This is a genomic window from Frankia sp. Hr75.2 (genome assembly GCF_949319125.1).
Lineage (GTDB): Bacteria > Actinomycetota > Actinomycetes > Frankiales > Frankiaceae > Parafrankia > Parafrankia soli.
In genome coordinates, this window is record NZ_CASGGV010000354.1 from 61,076 (window position 1) to 79,427 (window position 18,352).

13 protein-coding genes are annotated in these 18,352 nt (G+C 71.8%); 4 read left to right on the plus strand and 9 right to left on the minus strand.

The window, feature by feature from the left end:
- Window positions 1–894: 894 nt before the first annotated feature.
- The 5 genes from AC559T_RS35400 to AC559T_RS35420 form a co-directional block, all read right to left on the minus strand.
- The gene (locus AC559T_RS35400) at window positions 895–2,490 is read right to left on the minus strand and encodes a DHA2 family efflux MFS transporter permease subunit (RefSeq protein WP_498871517.1); all 1,596 of its coding nucleotides are present in this window, start codon (window positions 2,488–2,490) and stop codon (window positions 895–897) included.
- Window positions 2,491–3,144: 654 nt separating this feature from the next.
- Complete coding sequence (gene lysS, locus AC559T_RS35405; protein WP_498871481.1) at window positions 3,145–4,644, minus strand: lysine--tRNA ligase; 1,500 nt, start codon at window positions 4,642–4,644, stop codon at window positions 3,145–3,147.
- Window positions 4,645–4,858: 214 nt separating this feature from the next.
- Window positions 4,859–6,808, minus strand: a complete 1,950-nt coding sequence (locus AC559T_RS35410) for an ABC transporter ATP-binding protein (RefSeq protein ID WP_498871482.1) — start codon at window positions 6,806–6,808, stop codon at window positions 4,859–4,861.
- Window positions 6,805–8,538: an ABC transporter ATP-binding protein gene (locus AC559T_RS35415; RefSeq protein ID WP_498871483.1), complete on the minus strand. Its 1,734-nt coding sequence runs from the start codon at window positions 8,536–8,538 to the stop codon at window positions 6,805–6,807. Before AC559T_RS35415 ends, AC559T_RS35410 begins: the two co-directional genes overlap by 4 nt.
- A 423-nt stretch (window positions 8,539–8,961) precedes the next feature.
- A complete protein-coding gene (locus AC559T_RS35420; protein WP_498871484.1) occupies window positions 8,962–9,429 on the minus strand; it encodes a hypothetical protein in 468 nt (155 codons plus the stop codon).
- Between the two features lie 496 nt (window positions 9,430–9,925).
- Here AC559T_RS35420 and AC559T_RS35425 point away from each other — a divergent pair, with 496 nt between their 5' ends.
- Window positions 9,926–10,069 carry a hypothetical protein gene (locus tag AC559T_RS35425; RefSeq protein WP_165938512.1) on the plus strand — a complete coding sequence of 48 codons (144 nt, stop codon included), beginning with the start codon at window positions 9,926–9,928 and terminating at the stop codon, window positions 10,067–10,069.
- A gap of 75 nt (window positions 10,070–10,144) precedes the next feature.
- Here the strand turns inward: AC559T_RS35425 and AC559T_RS35430 are convergent, their stop codons facing one another.
- Both AC559T_RS35430 and AC559T_RS35435 read right to left on the minus strand, forming a co-directional pair.
- The gene (locus tag AC559T_RS35430) at window positions 10,145–10,363 is read right to left on the minus strand and encodes a hypothetical protein (protein ID WP_498871485.1); all 219 of its coding nucleotides are present in this window, start codon (window positions 10,361–10,363) and stop codon (window positions 10,145–10,147) included.
- 96 nt (window positions 10,364–10,459) lie between these two features.
- The gene (locus tag AC559T_RS35435) at window positions 10,460–11,347 is read right to left on the minus strand and encodes an SDR family oxidoreductase (RefSeq protein WP_083391051.1); all 888 of its coding nucleotides are present in this window, start codon (window positions 11,345–11,347) and stop codon (window positions 10,460–10,462) included.
- Window positions 11,348–11,620: 273 nt separating this feature from the next.
- Between AC559T_RS35435 and AC559T_RS35440 the strand changes: the two genes are divergently transcribed.
- From AC559T_RS35440 to AC559T_RS35450, 3 genes are all read left to right on the plus strand, one after another.
- Window positions 11,621–12,766 (plus strand): acyl-CoA dehydrogenase family protein, encoded by a 1,146-nt coding sequence (locus tag AC559T_RS35440; RefSeq protein ID WP_020463826.1) that lies wholly within the window; start codon window positions 11,621–11,623, stop codon window positions 12,764–12,766.
- 147 nt (window positions 12,767–12,913) lie between these two features.
- Window positions 12,914–14,104 (plus strand): serine hydrolase domain-containing protein, encoded by a 1,191-nt coding sequence (locus AC559T_RS35445; RefSeq protein ID WP_498871486.1) that lies wholly within the window; start codon window positions 12,914–12,916, stop codon window positions 14,102–14,104.
- A 920-nt stretch (window positions 14,105–15,024) separates the two neighbouring features.
- Window positions 15,025–15,921, plus strand: a complete 897-nt coding sequence (locus AC559T_RS35450; RefSeq protein WP_071064102.1) for a hypothetical protein — start codon at window positions 15,025–15,027, stop codon at window positions 15,919–15,921.
- Between the two features lie 59 nt (window positions 15,922–15,980).
- Here AC559T_RS35450 and AC559T_RS35455 read toward each other — a convergent pair whose 3' ends face one another.
- Together AC559T_RS35455 and AC559T_RS35460 are read right to left on the minus strand one after the other, a co-directional pair.
- Window positions 15,981–16,568 carry a methylated-DNA--[protein]-cysteine S-methyltransferase gene (locus AC559T_RS35455; RefSeq protein WP_498871487.1) on the minus strand — a complete coding sequence of 196 codons (588 nt, stop codon included), beginning with the start codon at window positions 16,566–16,568 and terminating at the stop codon, window positions 15,981–15,983.
- Entirely contained in the window at window positions 16,565–18,208 is a 1,644-nt protein-coding gene (locus AC559T_RS35460; protein WP_498871488.1) for an AlkA N-terminal domain-containing protein, read from the minus strand. The genes AC559T_RS35455 and AC559T_RS35460 overlap by 4 nt, the downstream gene beginning before the upstream one ends.
- Between the last annotated feature and the right edge of the window lie 144 nt (window positions 18,209–18,352).

An 18,352-nucleotide genomic window follows, 5' to 3' on the forward strand; every position in this document is an offset into this window, starting at 1 on the left:
CGTTGACGCAGGACGGCCGTGGTGTCCTCGACGCCGTGAACGCCTCGGCCATCGCCGACGGCTTCAGCCAGGGCATCGACGCGGCGCGCGCGCTCGCGGTCGAGGGCACCAGGCGGGCCACCGAGATCGTCACCGCCAGCCTGCGCCGCCGGCAGTCCCGGCTGCTGAACCAGTTCCTCCAGGCCGTCTGGGTGGGCTCCGGGGGGAACATCGCCGGATTTCCGGGTGTCCGCGATCTCTCCGGCGAGGTCACCGACGCCGCCCTGGAATTCCTGCTGACCGGCGAGGAGATAACCGACCCGGTGTTCTGGCGGCGGCTCGGCCGCCGCGCGAGCCTGGAACAGATCGCGCGCCTGCACGTCGACTCCGCGACGCCGAACCTACAGCACTACGTCACCCAGAACATCGGCGTCCTGCGGGCCCGTTCCTATCAGCTGCGGTCGGTTTCGAGAAACGTCACGGATGAAAACCCGCCGTTCGAGTGGAAAATCGAGCGGAAACTGCTTGCGCTGCGCGCCCAGCAGTTCACCGCCTACCTGGACGGCCAGGCGGACGATCCACACGGAAAGGATTCCGGCGGGCGGTCCGACGGCGTTCCGCTCGCCGGCCTCCTTACCCGGGCGACCGGAACCACCGTGGCAGAACTGGAGATCGCGGCGGAGGGCCGGACGATCGTCTACCGCGGAGAGGACAACATCGACGTCACGCGGGACGAGCGGCTCGCCGCGCTCGCCGAGTCACTCGGGCCGGGCGCCCGAGTCACGAAGGCGCGTCTCCCGGTCGCCGACGACCGCAGTCTCGTCTGCGACTTCACGACCCAGGTCGCCGCGCCGCGCGGGCCGAGCAGGATCCCGGTCACCGATCTGCTCGCCAGCCTCCCGCTGCTGCGGGAGCTCACCGCGGCGGAGTCAGATCGCCTGTCCGCGCTGCTCGAACCGGCGACTGATCCTGCGCCTCCCCGCGAGGCCGAACCCGGCGACGTCGAGGAGCACGGATACGCGGCTGGCCCCGGAGACGTCGAGAAGCACTGAACGGACCACCCGGGATCGCCGTCAGCGCCACGACGAGCGCGGCAACCAGCAGCGCGGCGGACACGAACAGCGTGTCCTGGCAGGCCTCGGCAAACCGGGCGGCGGCCGGGCCGTACACCACGGTCGGCAGCACGCCCTCACCGCCGCCGGCCGCGCCACCGCCACCGCCACCGCCACCGGCAGCGCCGGCCACGCCCTGGGCGGTGAGGCCGGCCGCGAGTACGACGGAGGTCAGGGCGGTACCGATCGAGACACTCACCTGGTTGGTGATGGTCAGCAGCGTGCTGCCGGACGGCGCGTCCCGGTCGCTCAGATGCCGCAGCGCTGTCGTGATCGTCGGCATGATCGTCGAGCCCGCGCCGACTCCCATGACGGACATCGCCAGCACCATCTGCCAGTACGGGGTGTCGACGCCGAGCAACAGCGTCGCGGTGATCAGCCCGCAGGACGCCGTCACGATCCCGAAGCCCACCACGCGGGCAGGCGGAACCCGGTCGACCATCCGGCTCGCCACCTGCAGCGAAGCCCCGGTAGCGAGCGCCTGCGGGATCGCCAGCATCCCCGTCTCCGCGGGGCTGAGCCCCCGCACGAGCTGCCAGTAGAGCGGCAGGACGAACATCGAACCGAAGTAGGCCGCCGTGAACAGCGCCAGCGTCGCCGTCCCTGACGCGACAGCCCGCAGCCGCAACAGCGCAACCTGGACCAGTGGGGCGCGCATCCGAGCGGCCCGGACCACGAACACCACCGCCAGCGCGAGCCCGACCAGCGCCGGCACGAGCACACCTGCCGAGGTCACAGTCCCGCGCCGCCCGCTCTCCGCCAGCCCGTAGACGAACAGCGCCAGCCCCGGCGCGACAAGCGCCAACCCTGGGACGTCGAGCCGCCCGTCAGCACTCTCAAGCGTGCCGCCCCGCTGGACGGCACCCGCGGCCGCGGTGACCGGGCGCAGGACTCGGCTCGCAAGCAGGAGCGCGGCCAGGCCCAGCGGCAGGTTGACCAGGAAGATCCACCGCCAGGAGATGTCGACCAGCCAGCCGCCCAGCGTCGGCCCGATCACCGGCCCGACGAGCACCGGCAGACCCAACAGGCCCATGGCGCGCCCGCGCCGCTCCGGCGGCGTGGCCCGTAGCACAATCGTCATCGCGACCGGGTTGACCAGGCCACCGCCGATCCCCTGCACCACCCGGAAGGCAATGAGCGCGCCGATGTTCCAGGCCAGACCGCAGAGCACCGATCCCAGCACGAACAGACTCAGGGCCGCCATGTAGACACGTCCGGAACCGAACCGTGCCACCAGCCATGCTGTCGTCGGCACGGTCACGGCAAGCGCCAGGGTGTAGCCCGTCGAAACCCACTGGATCACCGGCAGTGAGGCATCGAGATCCGCCGCCAGCGTGCGGATCGCGACATTGATGATCGTGATGTCGAGAATGACGAGCAGGCCACCGAGCACGAGCACCGTGAACACGAGCCCGGTGCGCGGCGGCCCGACCGAGCCGGATGGCGCGGATCGCCCACCCGGCTCCCCTCGGCTCCCTTCCTTTTCCCCCTCCTCTCGCGGCCCCCCTGCCTCCTGCGGTTCCCCTGCCTCTTCCAGACCCGCCAAGCCACCCGGATCACCGCTCACAACCGCGCCCTCCGTCCCACTCGGCTCTGCCGAGAGCACCACCCCGCCACCGACCACCCCACCCTCACACCTAAACCGAAGTAGAGGTCAACCCCAGCCCCTCACCCCCGGCCACACCCTCCAAAAACATGTGTGGCGGGTGAATGAGTCCATGGACTCATTCACCCGCCACACATTCAGTCAAGCGCTGATGCACTCGGGGTTTGAACACCGAGTTGGCTGGATGACCACGGCAGCCTGTGCTCGGTCACCTACCCCTTTAGCGCCCAACACCCGGTGGACGACAGCTTGAGGGATTCCGTGCCTGGACCAGGCGCTGGCCCATTCCGTCTGCCGGCAAATCCACGACTCAGAAACTATGACGTATCGACGCCAGCGACACGGCCGGCTCCTCGAATGTTTTCCTCGGCGTGATATGGGGAATCCGCCGCAGTCTCATCAGCGACCTTGAACCCGTGTGTCGACTCGGGTCAACGCGACCCCGCGTCAGCCGGCGCCTGGGTCCGCGGCAGTCGTGTCAGATGTGTCAGATGTGTCGGCGGCGTTCGCGTCGTTGCCGGCGGCTGGGTCGGTCTGGCCGCGGCGGGAGTCTCGCATCAGCGGGAACAGGACTACTTCCCGCAGCGTCGGGGCATCGGTGAGCAGGGCGATGAGGCGGTCGATGCCGATGCCGAGCCCGGACATCGGGGGCATCCCGTACTCCATCGCCTCGATGAAGTCCTCTTCCAGCATCATGGTCTCGTCGTCGCCGGCGGCGCGCAGCTCGGCCTGCTCCTCGAGGCGGCGACGCTGCTCGACCGGGTCGACGAGCTCGGAGTAGGCCTTCACCAGCTCCCAGCCGTTCACGACGACCTGGAACATGTCGAGCCGGGACGGGTCCTCGTCGCTGCGCCGGGCCAGCGGGACGAGCTCCGCCGGATGGTGCACCAGGAAACACGGCTGGACGAGGTGCGGGCGGACGGCCTTCTTGTAGAGCAGGTCGACGAGCGCCGCGTAGGAGGCCGCGTCGTCGACCTCGAGCCCCAGCTCGCTGATGCGCGCCCGCAGGGTCGGCAGATCACGGACGACCGTGAGGTCGATGCCTGTCCGCCGGGCGACCTCGGCCCGGTAGTCCAGCTCGGGCCAGTCGGCGCCGAAGTCGAGCTTCACGCCGTCGTAGGTCACCGTCCGGCTGCCGAAGACGTCGTCGAGGACGGCCAGGATCATCTCGCGGACGAAGCGCATGTTGTCGCGGTAGTCCCAGTAGGCCGCGTACCACTCGAGCATCGTGAACTCCTGCAGGTGCGAGGGGTCCATGCCCTCGTTGCGGAAGTTACGGCCGAGCTCGTAGACGCGGTCCAGGGAGCCGACGACGACCCGCTTGAGGAACGTCTCCGGCGAGATACGCAGGTAGAAGTCCTCGCCGAGGGCGTTGTGGTGGGTGACGAAGGGACGGGCGGCCGCGCCCGACGCCGCTTCCTGCAGCATCGGCGTCTCGACCTCGAGGAAGTCGTTGTCGTCGAGGAAGCGGCGGATGCGGGAGATCGTCCGGGCCCTGGTACGGAAGCGCTCCCGGGAGTCGCTGTTCACCAGCAGGTCGAGGTAGCGCCGGCGCAGCCGGGCCTCGATGTTCGACAGGCCCTGCCACTTGTCCGGCAGGGCGCGCACCGTGCGGTTCAGGACGACCAGCTCGGAGGCGCCGACGGTCTTCTCGCCACGGCGGGTGGTGTAGAGGGTTCCGGTGACGCCGACGAAGTCGCCGATCTTGACGGCGCGGGCCCACTCCTGGAAGGTCTCGACCCCGAGCTCGTCCCGGGACAGCGACACCTGGACCCGGCCGGCGCGGTCCTGGATGTGGCCGAAGACCAGCCCGCCCATGCGTCGCCAGAGCACCACCCGGCCGGCGAGGCGGACGGCCGTCCCGTCCGCGGCGGCGGCCGCGGCGGAGGTCACCGAGTCGGTGAGATACCCGGAGCGGGGACCCGCCGTGGACTCGTCCGTCGCCATGCACAACACCCTTTTGCGAGAGGCTTCCGCCCGAGAATCCCAGGCGTCTTGACGGCGCCGCGCACGTCGCAGTTCCCGCGGCCCGCGTGGTCAAGCCTACTGGCCGCCTCAGCCGCCCCCGCCGCCCACGCGCCCGCGAGGGCCCGGCCGCCCGCCCTCCACCGCCCGGACGGCCGGTGCCCCCGGAGACCAGTGCCCGCGCAGACCCGTGCGCTCAGCCGGTCTCGACGACGGCCTGGGCGAACTGGGCCTTGTACAGCCGCGCGTAGGCGCCGTCCGCCTCCAGCAGGGCGTCGTGGTCGCCCTGCTCGACGATCGCGCCGTCCTCCATGACGAGGATCGTGTCGGCGTCCCGGATGGTGGACAGCCGGTGGGCGATCACGAAGGCCGTGCGGCCGGCGCGCAGCCGGGACATCGCCCGTTGGATCAGCACCTCGGTGCGGGTGTCCACCGAGCTCGTCGCCTCGTCCAGGACGAGGATCAGCGGCTCGGCGAGGAACGCGCGCGCGATGGTGATGAGCTGCTTCTCGCCGCCGCTGACCCCGACGCCCTCGTCTTCGAGCACGGTGTCGTAGCCGTCGGGGAGCGTGCGCACGAACCGGTCGACGTGCGCGGCGCGGGCCGCCTCGACGACCTGTTCGCGGGTGGCGCCCTCGGCGCCGTAGGCGATGTTCTCCGCGATGGTGCCGCCGAACAGCCAGGTGTCCTGCAGCACCATCCCGATGGATCGCCGAAGATCCGCCCGCGACATCTCGGCGATGTCGACGCCGTCCAGGGTGATCCGGCCCTCGGTGACCTCGTAGAAGCGCATCAACAGGTTGATCAGTGTGGTCTTTCCGGCGCCGGTGGGCCCGACGATCGCCACGGTGTGCCCCGGCTCGGCGACCAGCGACAGGTCGTCGATGAGGGGCTTGTCCGGCTCGTAGCGGAACGCGACGTGCTCGAAGGCGACCCGGCCGTGGTCCTGCTCCGGGCGGGCCGGCGCCAGCGGGTCGGGCTCCTGCTCGGGCGCGTCCAGCAGGTCGAACACCCGCTCCGCCGACGCGATCCCGGACTGCACCATGTTCCCCATGCTGGCGAGCTGCGTCAGCGGCTGGCTGAACTGTCGCGAGTACTGGATGAACGCCTGGACGTCGCCGATCGACAGCGCGCCGGAGGCCACCCGAAGGCCACCGACGACGGCCACCAGCACGTAGTTCAGGTTGCCGATGAACATCATCGCCGGCTGCATGAGACCGGAGATGGACTGGGCCCGCCAGCTCGCCTCGTAGAGGCGCTCGTTGTGCTCCCGGAAGATCTCGGCGGACTCCTCCTGCCGGCCGAACGCGCGCACCAGGGCGTGCCCGGTGTACATCTCCTCGATGTGGCCGTTGAGCCGGCCGGTCGTCTTCCACTGGCTGACGAACTGGGGCTGGGCGAACTTGCCGATCCGGGTGGTGATCACGATCGACACCGGCACTGTGACGACGGCGATCAGCGCGAGGATCCAGGAGATCCAGATCATCATGGCCAGCACGCCGATGATGGTCAGCACCGAGGCGATCATCTGGGACAGGCTCTGCTGCAGGTTCTGCCCGAGGTTGTCGATGTCGTTGGTGACCCGGCTGAGCACCTCGCCGCGCTGGCGGCGGTCGAAGTACCGCAGCGGCAGGCGGGTGATCTTCTCCTGCACATCGGCCCGCAGGTCGCTCAGCATCCGTTGCAGGGCCTTGTTCGCCAGCCGGGCCTGCAGCACCGCGCAGAGACCCGCGACGAGGTAGACGATCAGCACCACCAGCAGCACCCGGCCGATCGCGCCGAAGTCCATCCCCTCGCCGGGGGTGAAGTCGACGGAGGACAGCAGGTCGGCCTGGGTGCCGTGGCCCTCGGCACGCAGCCGCGCGACGGCCTCGGCCTTGGTCGTCCCGGCGGGCAGCCGGGAGCTGAGCAGGCCGGCGAACACCAGGTCGGTGGCGTGCCCGAGCAGCCGCGGCCCGGTGACGGTGAGGCCGATGCCGACCACGGCCAGCCCGACCGCGGGGATCAGCAGCGCGCGCTGCCGGCCCAGCAGGCGGAGCACCCGCCGGGTCGAGGCCGCGAAATCCTCGGGCTTCTCGCCCCCGGCGGCGAAGAACCGACCGGGGCCTGCCATGGGGCGGGCCCCGCCCGCGGGTGGGCGGGTCATGCCGCCTCCTCCTCGGTGAGCTGCGAGAAGACGATCTCCCGGTAGGTGTCGTTGCCCGCCAGCAGCTCGCGATGGGTCCCCGTGCCCACGACCTGGCCGTCGTCCAGCACGATGATCTGGTCGGCGTCGCGGATGGTCGCCACCCGCTGGGCGACGATCACCATCGTGGCGCCGGCTGTCTCGCGCGCGAGCGCCGCGCGCAGGGCGGCGTCGGTCGCGTAGTCGAGCGCCGAGAACGAGTCGTCGAACAGGTAGATGTCCGGACGCCGGACCAGCGCCCGGGCGATCGCGAGCCGCTGGCGCTGCCCGCCGGAGACGTTCGTCCCGCCCTGGGCGATCGGGGTGTCCAGCCCGTCGGGCATCGCCTCGACGAAGTCCCTGGCCTGGGCGATGTCCAGGGCGCGCCACAGCTCGGTGTCGGTGGCCTCGGGATCCCCGTAGCGCAGGTTGGACGCGATCGTCCCGGTGAACAGGTACGGCTTCTGCGGGACGAGGGCGACGGTCTCGGCCATCAGCTTCGGGTCGATGTCGCGGACGTCCACCCCGTCGATCAGGACGGCGCCCTCGGAGACGTCGGACAGCCTCGGGACCAGGCCGAGCAGCGTGGACTTGCCACTGCCGGTGCTCCCGATGATCGCGGTGGTCCGCCCGGGGCGAGCGCGCACGCTGACCCCGCGCAGCACCGCCGCCTCGGCGCCCGGGTAGCTGAACATGACGTCGCGCAGCTCCAGCTCGCCGTGGCGCGGCAGCGTGCGCACCGGGTCGGCGGGCGGGCGCAGCGTCGACTCCGTCCCCAGCACCTCCTGGATGCGCTCCGCGCACACCTCGGCCCGCGGAATCATCGAGAACATGAAGGTGGCCATCATGACCGACATCAGGATCTGCATCAGGTAGCTGAGGAAGGCCGTCAGCGCCCCGATCTCCATCGCACCGTCGTCGATCCGGTGCGCGCCGAACCAGATCACGGCGATGCTCGAGACGTTCACCGCCGCCATCACCAGCGGGAACAGCAGCGCCATGATCCGACCGAAGCGCAGGGAGACGTCCGTGAGGTCGGCGTTGGCGGTGCCGAAACGGCGCTTCTCGTGGTTGTCCCGGACGAAGGCGCGGATCACCCGCAGGCCGGTGATCTGCTCGCGCAGGATGCGGTTGACCTCGTCGAGACGCTCCTGCATCTTCCGGCCCAGCGGCTGCATCCGCCGGACCAGCAGGGTGATCATCGCCGCGAGGAACGGCACGATCGCGACGAGCAGCAGCGAGAGGCCGGCGTCCTGGTGCACCGCCAGCGCGATCCCGCCCAGGCACATGATCGGCGCGGAGATCATCATGGTGAACGCCATCAGCACCAGCATCTGGATCTGCTGGACGTCGTTCGTCGCCCGGGTGATCAGGGACGGCGCGCCGAAGCGGCCGACCTCGCGGGCCGAGAACGACTGGACCTGGTCGAACACCGCGGCCCGGATGTCGCGGCCGACCCCCATCGCGGTGCGCGCACCGAAGAACACCGCCGCGGCCGAGCAGACGGCCTGCAGGAAGGTCACCCCGAGCATGATCCCGCCGAGCCGGACTATGTAACCCGTGTCGCCCGGCACCACACCGTTGTCGATGATGTCGGCATTCAGGGTCGGCAGGTAGAGCATGGCCAGGGTCGCGGTCAGCTGCAGCACGACCAGCAGCGCGATCGGCCGTGAGTAGGGGGGTAGGTGGTTCCGCAACAGCCTGGTCAGCATGTGATCTCCGTCGGCGGGTGACCCGGCCCGCGCCCGGCTCGGCTGATCCGGGTGCTGGGCGGCGCGGGGTCCTCCATTGATCCGGGTGCTGGGTGTGATCCGGGTGCTCGGTGTGATCGGACGCTTGGCGTGATCGGACGCGGGTGGCGTGGGCCGTCCGTTGGCAGGTCGACCGACGCGTCGGGAAGCTGGCGATACAGCGTACCGGGGCGCACCGACCATTCCTGGCGGGCGCCGCACGATGCCCGGACCGTCATGATCGGAGATCACCGTGACTGACAGTGGGAGAGACTGCCGGTGGGAGATCGCCAGCGCCCGGGATGTTCGGCGGCGGTCGCACGCGTACCGGCCCCGGGCTTCCGACGATGGTCGGGGCCCGGGGCCGGGTGGAACTCGCTCGGCGGTGGCCGAGCGCGCATGCGCTCAGCGGCGCTCGAGCGCCCAGGACGCCGCGAAGGCCACGGCAAGTACCACACCGACGATCAGCAGACCGCCGATGATGTAGAAGCCCACCGTCTTCACCAACGCGATGAAGATCGGTAGAGCGGCGGCGAGCAGGAAGAGCCCCCGGCTGCGCACCGGGGCGTTGAACAGCGCGGCGAGCTTGCGCGGCCCGCTCTCCCGCTGGATGTTGAGCTCGTCGACCATCGACGGCATCACCCGGATCGTCGACCAGGTGAGCGCGACGAACGCGATGGCCAGGCCCCACCCGTAGAGGAACCCGACCCCCCGTCCGAACGCGTCGAACGAGGCGCCCGCACCGATCACGGTGATCGCCAACGGGATGTACCAGCCGGTCGTGCGGTCCTGCCGGGCCTGCCCAGCGAACCGGCGCGCCTGCGCGAACCGCTCGCCCCGCCGGCCACCCTCGCCCGGGTCCATGTTGACCATCGTGTTCCTCCCCTCGACGGCCCCCGTCCGTCCTGTCCCGCTGGGACCGGCCGCGTCCCCCAGGCAGCGCGGACCGTTCGCCCTCGACTGCGAGGACGCGTCCACCCAATCGTCCTGTAGGACGGCACGCCGACGCGCGCGTTCCGTCACTTTCGGAGGAACCCGCGAACGAGTGGACTTATTGCCCGTCTTGCCCGATACGGACCGTCCGGCATAGTCCGCCCGGGACGACCGGTCCCACCCGGCCGCCCGGGAGGACCCGGCCCGGCCGCCCACACCGCTGGCGCCGCCGCCTGCGGCGCCGCCGATGCGCCACCGCGTACCGTGCCACCGCGCAACGACCGGCACCGCGGAACACGCCGCAAACGAGCGCAACTGCGGCCGAAGGCGCAGCACCGATCACCGAAATGGCACACGCCGGAACGGCGGAGAGAAGGCCGTCCGTGACTGCGATAGGGATTACCGGATCGGGGATGGCGCGGGAAGGAAACCCACCATGAACCGATCTATCCGCAGAATCCGCCGCATCGTGCTGACCGTCGTCGCGGCGGCATCCCTGGGCATGCTCACGACGGCCGCGGGCTGCCAGCCCCATGAGCCGTGCCCGTATCCGCCGAACCATTACAACCACCGCTGCTGAGCAGGCTTCGGACGGGGTGGGAGGCGGTGCACCAGCATCCCGCGCCCCACCCCGTCGTCGGCGCCTGCCGGTCGGTCAGGACGCCGGGACCACCGCGGGCGGGTTCCAGGTGTTGTCCAGCGCGGCCGCCTTCGCCAGGTAGGCCGGACCATCAGATTGAACGAACCCGCGGGGGCGGGCAGCCAGTCCGTCGGCCGCCCCGCCGGACGGCTCCAGGACGGTGTCCGCCGCCGCCTGGATCTGGGCCTCACCATCCGTGACACCAGCCGCCGGCGGCGGGTCCGCGGCCAGCACCGCGGCCAGTTCGTCGAAGAACGCGGCACCCGCGTCGGACGGTGTCCGCGGATCGGGCTGGTTCGCACAGTCCGGAGCCGGCAGCAGGGGATGGGGTCAGCCCTGGGACACCGGGACTACGACGAGTTCCGCGACGTTCACGTGGGGTGGGGCGGAGGCCGACCAGGCGATGACCTCGGCGACGTCCACGTCACTCAGGGGGTTTGCGACTGACCTGCGCAACTCGGCGAGCGCCTCGCGGGAGCCAGGGAAGACCATGTCGTCGCCCAGTTCGGTCTGCACCAGGCCGGGCTCGACCGTGCGCACCCGCACCCCGCGGGGGCCCAGCTCGACGCGCAGGTGACGGGTCAGATGCTCGATGGCGGCCTTCGTCGCGTCGTAGACCGCGAAGTTCGGGAAGACCTGGTGGCCGCCGACCGAGCCGATGTGGACGAGGTCCGCGCGCCGGCCCTCCGCGGCGGCGGCCAGCAGGTCGTCGATGAACACCCGGCCCGTCCACAGCAGGCCGACCAGATTGGTGTCGATCATGCGGCGCCACTCGTCGACGTCCGCCGCGGCCCAGGGTGCGGCGAGCATCGTCCCGGCGTTGGCGACGACCAGGTCGGCGCGGCCGAGGCGCTCGTGGACCTGGTCGGCGATGCGACGCATCCCGTCCGGGTCGGTCACGTCGCCCGTGACGGGCAGGATCCGCTCGTTCTCGTCGGCCAGGGACCGCAGGCGCGCCTCCCGGCGGCCGACCGCGGCGACCACGGCGCCGTCGGCGGCGAGCCGCCGGGCGGTGGCCGCGCCGATGCCGCTCGTGGCACCGGTGACGACGGCGATCCGTCCCGTGGCGGGCATGCCAGGCAGGCCGAACATGGCGACGTGCCGGGCCGCCTCGGCGTCGTCGGGCCACTGCGGCTCCGGGCCCTGCCCCGGGGCCGCGCCCGGCCGTGAGGGCGCATGGGGGCCAGCGGGCCGGGTCTCGGTCTCGTGCTCGGTCACCAGTCGAGGGTGTCACCTTCCGCCCATGATCGCGCGCCGTGCGTTCATCCGCGAGGGTCCGTCTCCGCGTCGATGCGGTAGATCGAAACGGAACCGATGCAGCGAGGCGTCGGAAACGCGGCAAGCCCGTCGTCTCAACCACGAGGCGCGGTACAACTCTTGCGTCGCACGTTCCGAGACGGACGGATCCGGCACCGACGGAGACGATCGCGCGCGGGGGTTCCGGCTCCACGCGGCGCGAGGGCGATGACCGACGACGCACGGGAGGACACCATGCCCGCCGAACGGCAGCTCCCCTCATCGGAAGCGCGGGAGCTGATCGAGCTCACCGCCACCATGTGCGACCGCGAGCTTGCTCCGAGGGTCACGGAGTACGAGGCCGCCAGCCGCTTCCCGCGCGAGGAGTTCGCGGTGCTCGGCAAGGCCGGGCTGCTGAGCCTGCCGTACCCGGAGAGCTTCGGCGGCGGCGAGCAGCCGTACGAGGTGTACCTACAGGTGCTGGAGGAGATCTCCTACCGCTGGGCGGCCGTGGCGGTCGGGGTGAGCGTGCACGCGCTGTCCTGCTACCCGCTGGCGACCTTCGGCACCCCGGAGCAGCAGGAGGAGCACCTTCCCCGGCTGCTGTCCGGTGACCTGCTCGGCGCCTACTGCCTGTCCGAGGCGCACGCGGGGTCGGACCCGGCGGCGATGCGCGTGACGGCCACCGCCACCGACGACGGCTACCTGCTCAACGGTACGAAGGCGTGGGTGACCCACGGCGGCGCCGCCGACTTCTACACGGTCTTCGCGCGGACGTCGTCCGACACCCGCGGCGGGATCTCCTGCTTCCTCGTCGACGCGGGCACGCCCAACATCAGGTTCCACCCGCCCGAGAAGAAGATGGGGCTGACCGCGTCGCCGACGACGCAGATCAGTTTCGACGACGTCGCGGTCCCGGCGTCGCGCCTCATCGGCAAGGTGGGGCAGGGCCTGTCGATCGCGCTGTCGGCTCTCGACTCGGGCCGGCTGGGGATCGCCGCCACCGCCGTCGGGCTCGGGCAGCGCGCGCTGGACGACGCCGTCGCGTACGCGAAGGAGCGGGAGGCGTTCGGGAAGGCGATCATCGACCATCAGGGGCTCGGCTTCCTGCTGGCCGACATGGCGGCCGCCGTCGAGTCCGCGCGGGCCACCACCCTGGCCGCAGCCCGGCGCCGGGACGCCGGGCTGCAGTACGGGCGCGCCGCGTCCGTCGCAAAGCTCGTCGCAACGGACGCGGCCATGAAGGTCACCGAGGACGCCGTGCAGGTCCTCGGCGGCGCCGGCTACACCAAGGACTTCCCGGTGGAGCGGTACATGCGCGAGGCCAAGGTGATGCAGATCTTCGAGGGGACCAACCAGATCCAGCGCCTCGTCATCAGCCGCCACCTCGCCCGCGGCTGACCGGACGCGGTGGCGGGGATCGGGCAAGGACGGAACCCGCCCAGGACGACGCCTGTTGAGGACTGAGGTCACACAGACCTCACATCTGGCGTCAATACGGTGCGTCCTCGCCCTGGATCCGGAACTCACGGCTGATCGAGGTCCCAGATGCGCCGTCCGCCCCGTCTCGTCCTTGCCCTCGCCGCCGCGCCGTTCGCGGCCGCCCTTGTCGCCGGCTGCACGCAGGGTGGCGGGGCCTCCGGGACGCCCGCCACGACATCCGGGCCGGTCACCGCGTCGGGTGCCGCGCCGACGGCGGTGGCGGTGCCGGGCGACAGCTGGGAGACGGTGGACCCACGCGCGGTCGGTCTGGACCCGGCGAAGCTCGAGGACATCGCGCACGCCGCCGAGCAGGGCAAGTCCAACTGTCTGCTGGTCTCGCGCAACGGCAGGATCGCCGGCGAGTGGTACTTCAAGGGCTTCACCCCGACCACACCGCAGCCGGTCTTCTCCATAACGAAGTCGCTGACGTCCACGCTCGTCGGCATCGCGCAGGACGACGGTGACCTGCGGCTGGACGATTCCGCCGCCACCTGGGTGCCGCAGTGGAAGGGCACGCCGGCGCAGGCCGTGACCGTGCGCGACCTGGTGAGCAACGACTCCGGGCGGCAGTGGAGCACGACGATCGACTACCAGGAGCTGATCGCGGCGCCCGACCAGACCGCGTTCGCGGTCGCGCTGCCCCAGGAGCGGCCGCCCGGCGAGGTCTGGGTCTACAACAACTCGGCCATCCAGACGCTGGAGCAGGTGCTGAGCGGCGCCACCGGGCAGGAGGTCAGCGACTACGCCCGGGAGCGGGTCTTCGAGCCGCTCGGCATGGCCGACAGTCGGATGACGACCGACCGCGCCGGCAACACCCTGACGTTCATGGGCCTGCAGACGACCTGCCGGGACGTCGCCCGTCTCGGCTACCTGATGCTCGCGCACGGGGAGTGGAACGGTCAGCGGGTCGTGTCGAGCGACTGGGTCACCGAGGCCACCGGGCGGTCGTCCACGGAGATGAACGCCGCCTACGGGTACCTGTGGTGGCTCAACCGCGAGGGCGTCCTCGCCCAGCCGCTGGCGGCCTCCGACATCTCCGCGGCCGCCGACCCCACCACCCGCCACGGTCAGCTGGTGCCGACGGCGCCGGCGGACATGTACTGGGCGATCGGGCTCGGCAACCAGATCCTGCAGATCGACCCCGGGTCCGGCACGGTCGTCGTCCGGTTGGGTAGCGGGGAGGCCCGGCCGCAGCCGCCGACGTTCGGTGTCGCGGACGCCAGCCGGGTGGTCACCGAGGCCCTCGTCGCCAACTGAGCCCACCCGCGGTTCCCGGCGGCCGTGCCAGCCGGTCCCTCTGCGGTCCGCGGTCGCCCGTGGCTGTCCGTGGCTGTCCATGGCCGGCGCCGGCCGGGCGGGGGCAATTCGCGGCAATCGGCGGGAAAGATCAGAATAGTCCGGAGGATCGCGGACGGACATCCGTCGCCATCCGGGTTCTCCGTTCCTGATCCATCGTGACGGCCAGTGGCCGTCGGCCTGTTTCGGTCGGGTCAGGGAAATCATCTCGACATTGATCGGACGGCCGCCGGGTTGCGACGGCGCGTTGCGACGCAAGCCCCGTTCCGGCTGGTCAAGGCCTGACGCGACGGCGTCCCGATCCTCGGGTTGTGCGACCTTGCCGCGCATTCGGGTGCCGGGTTTCCTGATGATGCAACGTTTCGCGGCATTACGCCGATGTTCATCCGGTAAAGGGGGAAACAGGTGTGGGAACACATAGCGGGTGGCGTGCCCGCGAGCGGCGCTCACCGGCACGCGAACGGGATGGGCTCAACGTCGGACGTCCGGGCGGACCGGTTCGGGAAGACACACGGTTCGTGACGGCTGACCGTTCCGGACAGGACGAAAACGCCGGCCAGACAGCAAGCATCCACACATCACGGGCACACGGGTCGTATCATGCGCAGCGACCGGAGCGGGGGGTCGGGGAACCCGCCGGTGCCACCGTCCCCCCGTCCGGCGCATCGAGGTCGCGCCGACGAGCGGACCGGAGAGAGGATCTGCGCAGTGCCGCGAACTCGTCCTTCGGCCAGCCTGCCAGTGCAAGTCCGGGTGGTGTGTGGGTGAGCCTCGCGGGGGCGCGCCCCAAAGGGCCGCGAGCCGATTTGAAGGACGGGCCGCAGCGAATCCTCCTTACCCGTTTAAATGAACTTAACAATCCCTATCGGGTCAGCTATGAGATGGTGGCCCGGGCGCTGTGGTCCGACCCCGGTCCCACGAAGATCCAGCGCTCGCGGACGCGTGACCTGAGCCGCCAGTTCCGCGGCGAGAAGGCCATCGAATGGCGGGTGGTCGAGGTCTACGTCAACCTGCTGTTCACCGAAACCGATCCGGCGCGCGCCGCACACCTGGAGAACCTGCGTCAGCTGCACGTCCAGGCGTTCGGCGCGACCGTCGACCCCGACGGCCAGCCCACCCCCGAGCCCGAGCCACCGGCCATCGACCCGGCCTACGTCGCCGAGCTCAAGCGTCAGCTCGAGGAGTCCCGCACCCGCGCCTCGTTCGCGACCGCGCTGCTCGTGATCGTCCAGGCGGAGAACACCGCGCTGCGCGGGCGGGGGGCGTCGTTCGACTGGTTCGGCCCGGCGGCGGCCACCGCCGGCGCCCCCGGCAACGACGGCGCCGCGGCTGACACCGCGGCCGGTGGCAAGGCCGGCGGCGCGAACGGCACCGCGGTCGGCGGCACGGGCGCGCCTGGCGGCGGAGCCGGTGCGGGCGACGGGCGCGACCGGTCCGCTCGGCGAGCCCGGCCCGGATCGGACGGCGGCGGCGGCGTGTACCCGCTCATCGACCCGGCCACCGCTCCCATCGTGCGCCGGCAGGGCCATCGCGCCGGGCAGCGCCGCCGGCCGGGCTCACCGGCCGGCGCGGGTGACTCGCCGGGGCCCGGGGGAAAGACGCCCGTGTACCTCTCCGGGGCGGCGCAGGCCCCGCCGTCGACGCTGACGGCCCTCGCCCGCAACCGGTCGGTCACGGCGGCGTTGTACCGCCTCCCGACGCCCGAACAGGCCTCCGACGACCTCGGGCTCGACATCCTCGTGGGACGGGAGAAGCGCCGCCGCGGAAGGCCACGCTGAGGGCACGGGGAGCACCTCGTCGGCGGAGCAGCATCACGGAACAGCGCCGCGGAACGGCGTCAAAGCAGTGACAGGCCGGCGGCCTGCTGCTCGAAGGCGAGCAGGTGGCGCTTGCGCTCCAGGCCGCCGCCGTAGCCGGTGAGGCTGCCGTTCGCACCGATCACCCGGTGGCACGGGACGATGATGCTGATCGGGTTGCGACCGTTGGCCAGTCCCACCGCGCGTGACGCGCCCGGCTGGCTGAGGCGGCGCGCCAGCTCGCCGTACGAAATCGTCTCCGCGTACGGGATGTCGCACAGTGCCTTCCACACCTTGCGTTGGAAGTCGGTGCCGGTCGGGTTCAGCGGCAGGTCGAAGGACGTCCGGCGGCCCGCGAAGTACTCGGCGAGCTGGCCGGCGGCGGCCTGGAGGGCGGCGTCTCCGGGGGCGGCTGCTCCGGAGGTGGTGGTCCCGGGGGCGGTGGTCCCGGGGGCGGCCGGGGCCGGTTCGCCGAACCAGGCCTGGTCCGGCAGGTGGCGCTGGGCGTCCAGGTAGCAGCCGACGAGCGCGCCGCCGCTCGCCACCAGCGTCAGCGGCCCGACCGGGCTCTCCACGACGGCGTGCGTGCGCTCGGCGGCGTCCGGCGGGACGGGTTGGCTGCGGGTCACAGGCGTTCCTCTCGGCGGGCGGTGGCCGGGCCGGGGTGATCCGGCGCGGGCATCCGGTTGACTGGATGGTCGAGCACCGCCCACAGGTGCTGGACGGCATAGGCCCGCCAGGGGCGCCAGGCGGCGGCATGCCGGGACAGCGCGGCGGGGGTGGCCGGCAGACCGAGCCGTTCGGCCCCTCGGCGGACACCGAGATCACCGGGCAGGAAGGCGTCCGGGTCGCCGAGGGCCCGCATCGCGATGGTCTCGAGCGTCCACGGGCCGATGCCGGGCAGGGCCGCCAGCGCGGCGCGGGTCCGTTCCCAGTCTCCGCCCGCACCCAGCTCGATCATGCCGGACGCCAGCCCGCCGACCAGCGCGGCGAAGGTCCGCCGCCGGGCGGCCGGCAGAGCGAGCCCGCGCGGCGCCCCGGCCCGGCGGCCGGCCGGGACGGCGTCCGCGAGGGCGGTGGACTCGGTGTACTCGGTGTGCTCGGCGTACTCGATGTGCTCGGCGAGGTCCGCGATCTGTGGCCAGAGGTGGGTGAGGCCGCCTTCCGGATCATGGATCGGCGTGCCGACGGCCGTGACGAGCCGCGCGGCGTGGGTCCGCGCCGCCGCGACGGAGACCTGCTGTCCGAGGACTGCGCGCACCGCTAGCTCGGCCGGGTCGACGGTGCGCGGAACACGCCGGCCCGGTGCCCGCGCGACCAGCGGCGCCAGCGCCGGGTCGGCGGCGAGCTGCCCGTCGACGGCGATCGGGTCCGCGTCGAGGTCGAGCAGCCGGCGGCAGCGGCCGATGACCGGCGCGAGGTCGCGCACGTCGGTGAGGGCGAGCCGGCAGCCGATGTGGTCGGGCAGCGGCCGCAGGGCGACGATCGCGTGCCCGTGCGGCGTGCGCATCGTGCGCCGGTAGGCACCGTCCCGCCACTCCTCGACCCCGGGAACGGCCGTCGCGACGAGGTGCCCGAACAGGTTGTCGGGATACAGCGGGGCCCGGAACGGCAGCCGGACGGTCAACGTCACGGCACCGGTGGCCGCCCTCGGTACCGGCACGACGGACGGGGGCGTCGCCGGGTTGCGACGGCGTCGCAGATCGCTCGGCGCGGCGGCGAAGACCTCGCGCATGGTGTCGTTGAAGGCGCGGATGCTGTTGAAGCCGGCGGCGGTCGCGACGTCGCCCATGCTCAGGTCCGTGGTCTCGAGCAGGAGCCGGGCGGTCTGGGCGCGCTGGGCGCGGGCCAGCGCGAGCGGCCCGGCACCGAGCTCGGCTGACAGGTGCCGCTCCACCTGGCGTGCGCTGTAGCCGAGCTGACCGGCAAGCCCGGGGACACCGTCGCGGTCGACGACGCCGTCCACGATGAGCCGCATCGCGCGCGCCACGACGTCGGCGCGGTGGTTCCACTCCGGCGAGCCGGGACTCGCGTCCGGGCGGCAGCGCTTGCAGGCCCGGAACCCGGCGCGCTGGGCGGACGCGGCGGTCGGGTGGAACCGCATGTTCTCGGCCCTGGGCGGCCGCGCCGGGCAGCTCGGCCGGCAGTAGATGCCGGTGGAGGTCACCGCGACGAAGAACCACCCGTCGAACCGGGCGTCCCGCGACCGCACCACCCGCGCGCACAGCTCGGCGTCGAGATGCGGGCGGGCGGGCGCGGTGATGGGCACCCGTCCAGCATTCGCGCGCGGGAACCGCCAGGTCCAGCGAGAATCCGACACCACGGTCCGCGGCCGGGTCCGGCGGCGGCATCGACCGCGTGGCCCGACGTGGGCCAATCAGCGCGTGTGCCCCCAGCGCGGGCCCGGGTCGGT